10 protein-coding genes are annotated in these 12,498 nt (G+C 70.4%); all 10 read left to right on the top strand.

What is annotated here, in order from left to right; translation table 11 throughout:
- Positions 1-80: 80 nt before the first annotated feature.
- The 10 genes from ACFVYX_RS01230 (at position 81) to ACFVYX_RS01185 (ending at position 12,378) form a co-directional block, all read left to right on the top strand.
- Entirely contained in the window at positions 81-1,583 is a 1,503-nt protein-coding gene (locus tag ACFVYX_RS01230) for a bifunctional folylpolyglutamate synthase/dihydrofolate synthase (RefSeq protein ID WP_389679187.1), read from the top strand.
- A 5-nt stretch (positions 1,584-1,588) separates the two neighbouring features.
- Positions 1,589-1,954, top strand: a complete 366-nt coding sequence (locus tag ACFVYX_RS01225; protein WP_389679186.1) for a DUF4233 domain-containing protein — start codon at positions 1,589-1,591, stop codon at positions 1,952-1,954.
- A gap of 66 nt (positions 1,955-2,020) precedes the next feature.
- Positions 2,021-2,434, top strand: a complete 414-nt coding sequence (ndk, locus tag ACFVYX_RS01220) for a nucleoside-diphosphate kinase (RefSeq protein WP_121830245.1) — start codon at positions 2,021-2,023, stop codon at positions 2,432-2,434.
- Between the two features lie 225 nt (positions 2,435-2,659).
- Positions 2,660-3,679: a rod shape-determining protein gene (locus ACFVYX_RS01215; protein ID WP_317873392.1), complete on the top strand. Its 1,020-nt coding sequence runs from the start codon at positions 2,660-2,662 to the stop codon at positions 3,677-3,679.
- 95 nt (positions 3,680-3,774) lie between these two features.
- Positions 3,775-4,785, top strand: coding sequence for a rod shape-determining protein MreC (gene mreC / locus ACFVYX_RS01210; protein ID WP_389679185.1), 1,011 nt, complete (start codon positions 3,775-3,777; stop codon positions 4,783-4,785).
- Positions 4,782-5,450 carry a rod shape-determining protein MreD gene (gene mreD, locus ACFVYX_RS01205; protein WP_389679184.1) on the top strand — a complete coding sequence of 223 codons (669 nt, stop codon included), beginning with the start codon at positions 4,782-4,784 and terminating at the stop codon, positions 5,448-5,450. Before mreC ends, mreD begins: the two co-directional genes overlap by 4 nt.
- Before the next feature lie 19 nt (positions 5,451-5,469).
- Positions 5,470-7,659 carry a penicillin-binding protein 2 gene (gene mrdA, locus ACFVYX_RS01200; RefSeq protein ID WP_389679183.1) on the top strand — a complete coding sequence of 730 codons (2,190 nt, stop codon included), beginning with the start codon at positions 5,470-5,472 and terminating at the stop codon, positions 7,657-7,659.
- A gap of 4 nt (positions 7,660-7,663) precedes the next feature.
- A complete protein-coding gene (rodA, locus tag ACFVYX_RS01195; RefSeq protein ID WP_389679182.1) occupies positions 7,664-8,863 on the top strand; it encodes a rod shape-determining protein RodA in 1,200 nt (399 codons plus the stop codon).
- Between the two features lie 19 nt (positions 8,864-8,882).
- Positions 8,883-10,397 (top strand): CHAD domain-containing protein, encoded by a 1,515-nt coding sequence (locus tag ACFVYX_RS01190; RefSeq protein ID WP_389679181.1) that lies wholly within the window; start codon positions 8,883-8,885, stop codon positions 10,395-10,397.
- Positions 10,398-10,449: 52 nt separating this feature from the next.
- Positions 10,450-12,378: a TIGR03960 family B12-binding radical SAM protein gene (locus ACFVYX_RS01185; RefSeq protein WP_389679180.1), complete on the top strand. Its 1,929-nt coding sequence runs from the start codon at positions 10,450-10,452 to the stop codon at positions 12,376-12,378.
- The last annotated feature ends 120 nt before the right edge of the window (positions 12,379-12,498 follow it).

Genomic DNA, 12,498 nt, shown 5'->3' with positions numbered 1-12,498 from the left:
GACAAGGCACCCCCTGGGACCGAAAGTCCCGAATGGGGTGGGTCCGCGGTCCTGTCGGTACCCCTCCGTAGACTGGGCCTGTGAGTGAGCCGAGCGACCAGAGCGACGACCAGTTCGACGACATCGTCGACGCCGAGACCCATCGTGACCCCGACCTGGCGGTGATCGAGGCCGGCAGCCGCACCCTGCGCACGCAGGCCGGAGCGCCCCCGGGCGACCCCGTGCCGAGCCGGCCGGAGGACCCGGAGCTGTACAGGGCGCTGCGCGAGGTCGAGACCGAGCTGTCCACCCGCTGGGGCGAGACCAAACTGGAGCCCTCGGTCACCCGGATCGCTGCTCTGATGGACGTCCTCGGCGATCCGCAGCGCGCGTACCCCTCGATCCACATCACCGGCACCAACGGCAAGACGTCGACGGCCCGCATGATCGAGGCCCTGCTCGGCGCCTTCGAACTGCGCACCGGGCGGTACACCTCGCCGCACGTGCAGACCATCACCGAGCGCATCAGCCTGGACGGCGCGCCGATCTCCGCCGAGCGGTTCATCGAGACGTACCAGGACGTCAAGCCGTACGTGGAGCTGGTCGACGCCCGCGAGGAGTACCGCCTCTCCTTCTTCGAGGTCCTCACCGGAATGGCGTACGCGGCCTTCGCCGACGCCCCGGTCGACGTGGCCGTCGTCGAGGTCGGCATGGGCGGCACCTGGGACGCGACGAACGTCATCGACGCCTCCGTCGCCGTCGTCACCCCGATCGACCTCGACCACACCGACCGGCTCGGCGGGACGACCGCCGAGATCGCCGGCGAGAAGTCCGGGATCATCAAGCAGGGCGCGACCGTGATCCTGGCCCAGCAGCCGGTGGACGCGGCGCAGGTCCTGCTCAAGAAGGCCGTCGAGGCGGACGCCACCGTCGCCCGTGAGGGCATGGAGTTCGGCATCGTCTCCCGCGAGGTGGCGGTCGGCGGCCAGCTCCTCACCCTGCGCGGCCTCGGCGGCGAGTACGACAACGTCTTCCTGCCGCTGCACGGCCCCTACCAGGCGCACAACGCGGTGGTGGCCCTCGCGGCGGTCGAGGCCTTCTTCGGCATCGGCGCCGACCACGCCAGGACCCTGGACGTGGACACGGTCCGCCGGGCCTTCGCCCAGGTCGCCTCGCCCGGCCGCCTGGAGATCGTCCGCTCCTCCCCGACGGTGATCCTGGACGCGGCGCACAACCCGCACGGCGCGCGGGCGACGGCGGAGGGCATCAGCGAGGCCTTCGGCTTCTCGCGGCTCGTCGGCGTGGTCTCCACGAGCGGCGACAAGGATGCCAGGGGTCTCCTCGAGGCCTTCGAGCCGATCTTCGCGGAGGTCGTGATCACCGCGAACTCCAACCCGCGGGCCACGGACGTCGACGCGCTCGCCGCGATCGCGGTCGAGGTCTTCGGCGAGGACCGGGTCGTCGTGGAGCCGAGGCTCGACGACGCCATCGAGGCGGCCATCACCCTCGCGGAGGAAGAGGCCGAGTACGGCGGCGCGGGTGTGCTGGTGACCGGATCGATCTTCACGGTCGGCGACGCCCGACTGCTGCTGCGAAGGGGCTGAACGGGATGCGTACGCTCTGTTCGTCGACGCTCATCGGCGAGTTCTTCGTGATCGGCTTCGCCGGGCTCGTCGCCATGAAGGACGACAGCCTCGCGATGTCGACCGTGTGGTGGGTCTGCGGTGTCGCCATGGTCTTCTCGGTGCTGCTGTGCGGGATGGTCACCCGCCCCGGCGGGGTGCAGCTCGGCTGGGCCCTGCAGATCGGCCTGGTCCTCAGCGGCTTCGTCGTCCCGACCATGTTCTTCCTCGGCGCGGTCTTCGCCGGCCTGTGGTGGGCCTCGGTGCACTACGGACGGCGGATCGACGACATCAAGGCACGCTGGGCCGAGGGGCAGACCGCCGGGGCCTCGGCAGGGCCTGACGCTGCGTAATCGACGGGGGTCCGGGGCCTGTAGCCTCGGAGGTCCCGCACACCGCATTTCCGAAGGAGTTCCCCCGTGAGCCAGCGCACGCTCGTCCTGCTCAAGCCCGACGCCGTCCGCCGCGGCCTGGTCGGCGAGATCATCGGCCGTATCGAGCGGAAGGCCGGCTGGACCCTGGCGGCCCTGGAGCTGCGCGAGCTGGACCAGGAGACCCTGGAGCAGCACTACGGCGAGCACAAGGGCAAGCCCTTCTACGAGCCGCTGATGGGCTTCATGTCCTCCGGCCCCGTCGTCGCGCTCGTCGTCGAGGGCGAGCGGGTCATCGAGGGTGTCCGCCAGCTGGCCGGTCCGACCGACCCGATCGCCGCCGCCCCCGGGTCCATCCGGGGCGACTTCGGCACCATCGTCCGGGAGAACCTGATCCACGCGTCCGACTCGGAGGAGTCCGCCCTCCGTGAGCTGAAGATCTTCTTCCCGGGTCTCGTCTGAGCCGACCGGTACTGACCCCGTGTCAGCCGAACGCAGGACCCTGTGGGGCGACCGAAGGAATTTCGGTCGCCCCCAGGCATATGAACGCCGATCGCGGGAACGGATCGCCGCGTCCTTCCGTCACCTGTACAGAGGTGGACCACCGCGCGGTATCCGGGCGGGCGGCACTACGATGGAAAACTCCACGCCGCACCACCCTCAGCCATGGGAAACAAGGGGAACTCTATGTCGTTCATCGGCCGTGACATGGCTGTCGACCTCGGGACCGCCAACACGCTGGTGTACGTCAGGGGTCGAGGCATCGTCCTGAACGAGCCCTCCGTCGTCGCCATCAACACCAACACCGGCGGGATCCTCGCGGTCGGTTCCGAGGCGAAGAAGATGATCGGCCGGACCCCCGGCAACATCGTCGCCGTCCGGCCTCTGAAGGACGGCGTGATCGCCGACTTCGAGATCACCGAGCGGATGCTCCGCTACTTCATCCTCAAGATCCACAAGCGCCGCTACCTGGCCCGCCCGCGCGTCGTCGTCTGCGTGCCGTCCGGCATCACCGGAGTCGAGCGCCGCGCCGTCATCGAGGCGTCGACGCAGGCCGGCGCCCGCCAGGTGCACATCATCGAGGAGCCGATGGCGGCGGCCATCGGCTCGGGCCTCCCCGTCCACGAGGCCACCGGCAACATGGTCGTGGACATCGGCGGCGGCACCACCGAGGTCGCCGTGATCTCCCTCGGAGGAATCGTCACGGCACAGTCGATCCGGGTCGCCGGCGACGAGCTGGACAACGCGATCATCCAGCACATCAAGAAGGAGTACTCGCTCCTCCTCGGTGAGCGCACCGCCGAACAGATCAAGATCACCATCGGTTCCGCGTACGACCTCGACAAGGACGAGCACACCGAGATCCGCGGCCGCGACCTCGTCTCCGGTCTCCCCAAGACCGTGGTCATCTCCGCCGCCGAGGTCCGCAAGGCCATCGAGGAGCCGGTCAACGCGATCGTCGACGCCGTGAAGACCACCCTCGACAAGTGCCCGCCGGAGCTCTCCGGTGACGTCATGGACCGCGGGATCGTTCTCACGGGTGGAGGCGCGCTGCTGCGCGGCCTCGACGAGCGTCTCCGCCGCGAGACGGGGATGCCGATCCACATCGCCGAGGACCCGCTGGACTCGGTGGCGCTCGGCGCCGGCAAGTGCGTGGAGGAGTTCGAGGCCCTCCAGCAGGTCCTGGACGCCCAGCCGCGCCGCTAGCACCACCCGTACGGCCCCACCGCGCGACAACCGCACAGCCGTTTCACCCGCACAGCCGAACAACCGAACCACGAGGAAAGGCACGGCCGCCGCACGTGAGGGACACACGAGAGAGCCGGCTGCTCCTGGTGCTGCTGATCGCCATCGCGTTCGCACTGATCACGGTGGACATCCGCGGCGGTCAGGAGTCACCCGTCGACGGTGCCCGGCAGGCCGCAGCGGCGGTCTTCGGGCCGGTCGAGAACGGCGTGGCGGCTGCCGTCGATCCCGTCGGCAACGCCATAGGCGCGGTCAGGGACTCGGGCGAGCGGCACACCCGTATCGCCGCCCTGGAGAAGGAGAACGCCGAACTCAAGGCCGAGCTCGGCAGCGACGACCGCAACCGCAGCCGGCTGCGCGAGCTCGACTCCATCCTGAAGACCGCCGGCGCCGGGCAGTACGGCATCAAGGGCGCCCAGGTCATCGCCATAGGAGCCGCCCAGGGCTTCTCCTGGACGGTCACCGTCGACATCGGCGCGCGTGACGGCGTCAAGCGGGACATGACCGTCCTCAACGGCGCCGGACTCGTCGGCCGCGTGACCACCGTCGGCCCGTCGACCTCCACGGTCCTCCTCGCCAACGACCCCGACTTCACGGTCGGCACCCGCATGGAGAAGTCGAACGAACTCGGCTTCGCCACCGGCCAGGGCGACCGGCCGCTGCTCGTGCAGCTCCTCAACGGCAAGGCCAAGGTGAAGCCCGGCGACCGGCTCGTCACCTTCGGCTCCGCCGGCGACAAGCCCTTCGTGCCCGGCGTCCCGGTCGGCGAGATCGTCCGCGTCGACCCGGCGGGCGGCGGCCTGACCCGTAACGTCTACGTCCGTCCGTACGTCGGCTTCACCAAGCTCGACATCGTCGGCGTCGTCGTCCAGGCACCCGCCTCCGACCCGCGCGACATGGTCCTGCCGCCGAAGCCCAAGCCCGCGCCGACCGTCACCGTCACGGTCACGCCACCGCCACCGGACGGCCAGGCGAACCAGCAGAACCAGGGTCAGAAGCCGGGCCAGGCACAGGACCAGGGCCAGAACCAGCAGTCACCGCAGGACCAGGGGGACGCGACACCGTGAAGTTCAACCGCATCCTCCTCTCCGCGACGCTGATCGTGGTCGCCCTCGTCGTCCAGGTCTCCGTCCTCGCCCGCCTCCAGCTCCCCGGCGCCGTCCCCGACCTGGTCCTCCTCACCGTCGTCGGCCTCGCCCTCGTCTACGGACACGTCAGCGGCGCCCTCATCGGCTTCAGCGCCGGCCTCCTCGCCGACCTCGCCCCACCCGCCGACCACGCCGCCGGCCGCTACGCCCTCGTGCTCTGCGTCGTCGGCTACCTCGTCGGCCTGGCCCGCCCGGAGAACGGCCGGCTGACGTCCGCGAGCGGCCCCATGGCCGTCGTCGTCGCGGCGGCCGTCGGCTCCACCCTCCTGTACGCGGGGGTCGGCGCCCTCGTCGGCGACACCGCCGCCCGCCACGTGGGCCTGGGCTTCCTGCTGTTCACGGCGGCCGTGTACGACCTGCTCCTCGCGCCGTTCACCGTGCCGCTCATCATGGCGCTGGCCCGTCGCGCGGAGAACGACCCACTGGCCGACACCGGCGGGGGCAACGGCACCGACGTCGCCTCCGGCTGGCTCTCCTCCGGCACCGGCCTGAGGATCGGCACCCAGCGCGGCGGCCTGCGCGTGAAGGCCGCCCGGAGCCGCGCCTCACGGGCCGGACGCATCAAGGGAGTCAAGCGACTGTGACCGAGGGGGCACCGGCGGTATGAGCAACATCCCCGAGACTGGGCGGACCCCCCGGGTCCAGATCCGGCTCGTCGTCATCCAGATCCTCGTCTTCTCGCTGCTGCTGACCCTGGGGGGCCGGCTCTGGTACCTCCAGATCCGTCAGGGCAAGGAGTACGCCGACGAGGCCAAGAGCAACAACATCCAGCAGGTCGTGCAGCCCGCCGTGCGCGGCGCCATCCTGGACGCCCGCGGCGTGCCGCTCGCCGACAACGAGACCCGGCTCGTGGTCTCCGCGTCCCGCACCGAGATGATGAAGATGAAGGACCGGGGCAAGGCCGTCCTCACCCGGCTCGCCGGCGTCCTCGAGATGAAGCCCGACGAGGTCATCAACAAGATCCGGCTCTGCGACTCCAAGACGCCGAAGCCCTGCTGGAACGGCTCGCCCTACCAGCCGATCCCCGTCACCGACGAGGCCACCACCCAGCAGGCGCTGACCATCCGTGAGGCCTCCGAGGACTTCCCCGGCATCACCGCCGAACCCACCGCCGTCCGCCGCTACCCCGCGCCCGGCAAGGCCCGCACGTCACAGGTGCTCGGCTACCTCTCGCCCGTCACCGACGGAGAGATCGAGAAGGCCAAGGACACCGACTCGCCGTTCCTCCGCTCCGACCAGGTCGGCCGCTCCGGGATCGAGCGCACGTACGACAAGGAGCTGCGCGGCAAGGCCGGCGTGACCCGCTACGAGGTGGACAACCTCGGCCGTGTCATGGGTCAGACGAAGTCCGACCCCGGAGTAGCCGGCTCCACCCTCATCACCAGCATCGACGCCCGGGTCCAGGCCGTCGCCGAGTACGAGCTCCACGAGGCGATGAAGGTCGTCCGCAAGGAGACCGACAAGATCACCGGCCGCAAGTACGAGGCCGACGCCGGCGCCGTCGTCGTCATGGAGACCAAGACCGGCCGCGTCGTCGCGATGGCCTCCCAGCCCGACTACGACCCCAACGCCTGGGTCGGCGGCATCTCCGCCAAGGACTACGCGGCGATGACCAGCAAGGGCTCCAACTACCCGCTGCTCAACCGGGCCATCCAGGGCCAGGCCCCCGCCGGCTCCATCTTCAAGGTGGTGTCGGCGAGCGCGGCCGTGCGGGCCGGCTACCCCTTCGACGGCAAGTACAACTGCAGTGCCTCCTACAACATGGGCGGCCGGAGCTTCGCGAACTTCGAGTCGAAGGGGCACGGCCCCATCTCCCTCGGCGACGCCCTCAAGTTCTCCTGCAACACCGTCTTCTACGCCCTCGGGCACAAGGAGTGGAACCGCGACGGCGGCCTGGAGCCCAAGAAGGACGCCCACGACTGGTTCTACCGGACCGCCCGCGACTTCGGGCTCGGCTCCGAGACCGGCATCGACCTGCCCAACGAGGTCACCGGACGGATCCCCGACCGGAAGTGGAAGCAGAACTTCTGGGAGGCCAACAAGGACGCCTGGTGCAAGCAGGGCAAGAAGGGCGGCAGCTACGTCGAGCAGATCGCGTACGAGAGCTGCCTCGAAGGCAACCAGCTGAAGGCCTACGACAGCATCAACTTCGCCATCGGCCAGGGTGACGTCCTCGTCACCCCCATCCAGATGGCCACCGCCTACGCGGCCATCTCCAACGGCGGCACCCTCTTCAACCCCACCGTCGGCAAGGCCGTCGTCAGCCCCGACGGCAAGACGATCCGCGAGATCCAGCCCACGCCCCACGGCAAGCTGCCCGTCGGCGCCCAGACGATCCGCGACCTCGACAAGGGCCTGCGCTCCGTCGTCGAACCCGGCGGCACCGCGGCCTGGCGGTTCGGCGGCTGGCCCCAGGACAAGATCCCCATGCGGGCCAAGACCGGAACCGCCCAGGTCTACGGCAAGCAGACCACCTCGTGGCTGGCGACGTACACCGACGACTTCACGATCGTCATGACGATCTCCCAGGGCGGCACCGGCTCCGGAGCCTCGGGACCCGCCGTCCGCAACATCTACGACGCCCTCTACGGCCTCGACGACGCCGGCAAGCAGGACCTCAAGCGCGCCCTGCTGCCGAAGCCGCAGAAGACCCTGCCGAAGATCAACGCCGACGGAACCATCGACGCCCCCGCGATCAAGCCGTACGACCCCACGTCCCAGTTGGTCGATCCCGCCGAGAACGGCGGCGCCGTACCGCCGCTCGCGGGCCCGCCGCCCCACCTGAGGGACTGACACGATGACGACCCGCACGAGCTTCTCCGTGTCCCGCTACGCCCCCGACCGCGGGCCGGTCGCACGCCTCACCGCCCGCGACTCCGTGCTGCGCCGGCTCGACTGGCCGATGCTGCTCTCGGCGCTCACGCTCTCCCTCCTCGGTGCCCTGCTCGTCTGGTCCGCCACCCGCGGCCGCACCGAGCTCAACCAGGGCGACCCGTACTACTTCCTCTTCCGCCACCTGCTCAACACCGGCATCGGTCTCGCCCTGATGATCGGCACGATCTGGCTCGGCCACCGCACCCTCCGGGGTGCCGTGCCCGTCCTCTACGCCCTCTCCGTCGTGCTGATCCTCGCCGTCCTCACCCCGCTCGGCGCCACCATCAACGGCGCCCACGCGTGGATCGTGATCGGCGGCGGCTTCTCCCTCCAGCCCAGCGAGTTCGTCAAGATCACGATCATCCTGATCATGGCGATGATCCTCGCCGCCAAGGTCGACGCGGGCGACCAGCTCCACCCCGACCACCGCACCGTCGCCAAGGCCCTCGTGTTCGCCGCCCTGCCCATGGGCATCGTCATGCTGATGCCCGACCTCGGCTCCGTCATGGTCATGGCCGTCATCGTGCTCGGCGTCCTGCTCGCCTCCGGCGCGTCCAACCGCTGGGTCCTCGGCCTGATCGGCGCCGGCGTCGGCGGCGCGGTCCTCGTCACCGCCCTCGGCATGCTCGACGAGTACCAGATCAACCGCTTCGCCGCCTTCGCCAACCCCGAGCTCGACCCCGCAGGCGTCGGCTACAACACCAACCAGGCCCGCATCGCCATCGGATCCGGCGGCCTGTACGGCGCGGGCCTCTTCAAGGGACACCAGACCAGCGGCCAGTTCGTGCCCGAGCAGCAGACCGACTTCATCTTCACCGTCGCCGGGGAGGAGCTCGGCTTCGTCGGCGCGGGACTCATCCTCGTCCTCCTCGGCGTCGTCCTCTGGCGCGCCTGCCGCATCGCCCGCGAGACCACCGAGCTCTACGGCACCGTCGTCGCGGCCGGCATCATCGCCTGGTTCGCCTTCCAGTCCTTCGAGAACATCGGCATGACCCTCGGCATCATGCCCGTCGCGGGCCTGCCGCTGCCGTTCGTCTCCTACGGCGGCTCGTCGATGTTCGCCGTCTGGGTGGCCGTCGGACTGCTCCAGTCGATCAAGGCGCAGCGCCCCATGACCGCCTGACCACCGCTAGATTCGAGGTATGGCCGAGACGAAGCGAGAGATCGAGCGGAAGTACGAAGCCACCGGCGAGACGCCGCTACCGGACCTCACACGGGTCCCCGGAGTGGCGGCGGTCACGGATCACGGCGTCATGGAACTCGACGCCGTCTACTACGACACCGCCGACCTGCGCCTCGCCGCCCACGCGCTCACCCTCCGCCGCCGCACCGGAGGCGACGACGCCGGCTGGCACGTCAAGTTCCCCGTCGCCCCCGGCGTCCGCGACGAGATCAGGGCCCCGCTGGCCGACACCCTCCCGGGTGAGCTGGCGGGGCTGCTGCGTTCCCGGGTCCGCGACGAGGAGGTCGTCCCCGTCGTCCGGCTCGGCTCTTCGCGGGACGTCCGCCACCTCGTCGCCGACGACGGCACCCTCCTCGCCGAGCTGTCCGTCGACACCGTCCACGCCGAACGGCTGCCGGGCGGCGCCCTGGCCACCTGGACCGAGATCGAGGTGGAACTCGCCGACGGCACCGACCCCGCCGTCCTCGACGCCGTCGAGAAACGCCTCAGGAAGGCCGGCATCCACCCCGCCACGTCCGCGTCCAAACTGGCCAGGGCGCTCGCCGAGACCGGCACGGAGCCCCAGGAGCCGGCCGCCCCCGGCAAACCCGGCACCGCCGGGGCCGCCGTCCTCGCCTACGTACGGGAACAGGCCGAAGCGATCGTCACCTACGACCCCGCCGTACGCCGCGACCTGCCCGACGCCGTCCACCAGCTCCGCGTCGCCTGCCGCCGGATGCGCAGCGCCTTCAAGACGTACCGGCGCGTCCTCGACCGTAAGGTCACCGACCCCCTCGGCCAGGAACTGAAATGGCTCGCGGGAGAGCTCGGCGTCGCCCGCGACCAGGAGGTCCTCGACGAACGGCTGCGCGCCCACGTCGACGGGCTGCCCGACGCGCTCGTCCTCGGCCCGGTCAAGGCCCGGCTCCGGCGCCGGGACGCCGCCCGCGGCCGGCACGCCAGGCGCCAGGCGCTCGCCGCCCTCGACTCCGCCCGCTACCTCGCGCTCCTCGACCGGCTCGACGCGCTCCTCGCCGACCCGCCCCTGCGCAAGGCCGCCCGCCGCGACGCCCCCAAGGTCCTCGCCCGGGCCGTCCGCAAGGACCACGGCCGTCTCGCCGCCCGGATCGAGCACGCCCTCTCGCTCGACCCCGGCCACGAGCGCGACCTCGCCCTCCACGAGGCCCGCAAAGCCGCCAAACGCGCCCGGTACGCGGCCGACGCGGCCCGCCCCACCCTCGGAAAGCCCGCGAAGAGGCTGTCGAAGCGGGTGAAGGCCGTCCAGTCTCTGCTCGGCGAACACCAGGACGCCGTCGTCGCCCGCACGGCCCTGCGCGAGCTGGGGCTCCAGGCACACGGAGTCGGCGAATCGGCCTTCACCTGGGGACTTCTCCACGGACGTGAGGAGGCCGCCGCCGAAGCGGCGGAGCGGGAGCTCCCCGAGGTCTGGGCCCGTGCCTCGGATCCCGGCCTCGGGGCGGCTCTGACCCGCTGAGCACCGGGGTACGCTTGAGAGTCGCCCCCCTGCCAGCTCACGAAGGTTCGAGATGTCTGCTGCCGAGTCTGTCTTCCCGCAGCTCGAAGCTCTGCTCCCGCACGTGCAGAAGCCGATTCAGTACGTCGGTGGAGAGCTGAACTCCACGGTCAAGCCGTGGGAGTCCGCCGACGTCCGCTGGGCGCTGATGTACCCGGACGCGTACGAGGTCGGCCTGCCCAACCAGGGCGTCATGATCCTTTACGAGGTGCTGAACGAGCGCGAGGGCGTCCTCGCCGAGCGCACCTACAGCGTCTGGCCGGACCTGGAGGAGCTGATGCGGGAGCACCAGGTCCCCCAGTTCACCGTGGACAGCCACCGGCCCGTCGGCGCCTTCGACGTCTTCGGCCTGAGCTTCTCCACCGAGCTCGGCTACACGAACATGCTCACGGCCCTCGACCTGGCGGGCATCCCGCTGGAGGCGAAGGACCGGACCGTCGACCACCCCATCGTGCTCGCGGGCGGCCACGCGGCCTTCAACCCCGAGCCGATCGCGGACTTCATCGACGCGGCGATCATCGGCGACGGCGAGCAGGCCGTCCTCGACATGACCGAGATCATCCGCCAGTGGAAGGCCGAGGGCAGGCCGGGCGGCCGCGAGGAGGTCCTCTTCCGCCTCGCGAAGACCGGCGCGGTCTACATCCCGCGCTTCTACGACGTCGAGTACCTGCCGGACGGCCGCATCGGCCGTGTCGTGCCCAACAGGTCCGGTGTGCCGTGGCGCGTCTCCAAGCACACCGTCATGGACCTCGACGAGTGGCCGTACCCCAAGCAGCCCCTCGTGCCGCTCGCGGAGACCGTCCACGAGCGCATGTCCGTCGAGATCTTCCGCGGCTGCACCCGCGGCTGCCGTTTCTGTCAGGCCGGCATGATCACGCGCCCCGTGCGGGAGCGAAGCATCACCGGCATCGGCGAAATGGTCGAGAAGGGCCTCAAGGCGACGGGCTTCGAGGAGGTCGGTCTCCTCTCGCTCTCCTCGGCGGACCACTCCGAGATCGGTGAGATCGCCAAGGGCCTCGCGGACCGCTACACGGACGACAAGGTGGGCCTGTCCCTCCCGTCGACCCGCGTGGACGCCTTCAACGTCGACCTGGCCAACGAGCTGACGAGGAACGGACGCCGCTCCGGCCTCACCTTCGCCCCCGAGGGCGGCTCCGAGCGCATGCGCAAGGTCATCAACAAGATGGTCTCGGAGGAGGACCTCATCCGGACCGTCTCCACCGCGTACGGCAACGGCTGGCGCCAGGTGAAGCTGTACTTCATGTGCGGCCTGCCGACGGAGACCGACGAGGACGTCCTCCAGATCGCCGACATGGCGATGAACGTGATCGCCGAGGGCCGCAAGGTCTCCGGTCAGAACGACATCCGCTGCACCGTCTCCATCGGCGGTTTCGTCCCCAAGCCGCACACCCCCTTCCAGTGGGCCCCGCAGCTCTCCGCCGAGGAGACCGACGAGCGCCTGCGGAAGCTCCGCGACAAGATCCGCGGCGACAAGAAGTACGGCCGCTCGATCGGCTTCCGCTACCACGACGGCAAGCCCGGCATCGTCGAGGGACTCCTCTCCCGCGGCGACCGCCGCCTCGGCGCGGTCATCCGCGCGGTCTACGAGGACGGTGGCCGTTTCGACGGCTGGCGCGAGCACTTCTCGTACGACCGCTGGATGGCCTGCGCCGAGAAGACGCTGCCCTCGGTGGGCGTCGACGTGGCCTGGTACACGACCCGCGAGCGCACCTACGAGGAGGTCCTGCCCTGGGACCACCTGGACTCCGGTCTCGACAAGGACTGGCTCTGGGAGGACTGGCAGGACGCCCTCGACGAGACCGAGGTCGAGGACTGCCGCTGGACCCCGTGCTTCGACTGCGGCGTCTGCCCGCAGATGGACACCCACATCCAGATCGGCCCGACGGGCAAGAAGCTGCTCCCGCTGACGGTCGTGAAGTAGCCCACAGCCGCGACAGGCACGAGAGAGGGGGGGGGGGGGGGGGGTTGGAGCGGGCGCGGGGGCTGTGGGGTGGTGGGTGGGGGGCGGGGGGGGTGTGGGGGGGGGGCAGCGGGGGGGGTT

It is taken from the genome of Streptomyces sp. NPDC058326, from assembly GCF_042879855.1.
GTDB lineage: Bacteria > Actinomycetota > Actinomycetes > Streptomycetales > Streptomycetaceae > Streptomyces.
Note: the sequence above shows the minus strand (reverse complement) of the source record. Positions and strands in the feature narration are given on the sequence as shown.

Coding starts and splice junctions, on each gene's coding strand:
- mrdA (WP_389679183.1), top strand. CDS start 5,470: ATGAGCAACATCCCCGAGACTGGGCGGACCCCCCGGGTCCAGATCCGG.
- rodA (WP_389679182.1), top strand. CDS start 7,664: ATGACGACCCGCACGAGCTTCTCCGTGTCCCGCTACGCCCCCGACCGC.
- ACFVYX_RS01185 (WP_389679180.1), top strand. CDS start 10,450: ATGTCTGCTGCCGAGTCTGTCTTCCCGCAGCTCGAAGCTCTGCTCCCG.
- ACFVYX_RS01225 (WP_389679186.1), top strand. CDS start 1,589: ATGCGTACGCTCTGTTCGTCGACGCTCATCGGCGAGTTCTTCGTGATC.
- ACFVYX_RS01190 (WP_389679181.1), top strand. CDS start 8,883: ATGGCCGAGACGAAGCGAGAGATCGAGCGGAAGTACGAAGCCACCGGC.
- ACFVYX_RS01215 (WP_317873392.1), top strand. CDS start 2,660: ATGTCGTTCATCGGCCGTGACATGGCTGTCGACCTCGGGACCGCCAAC.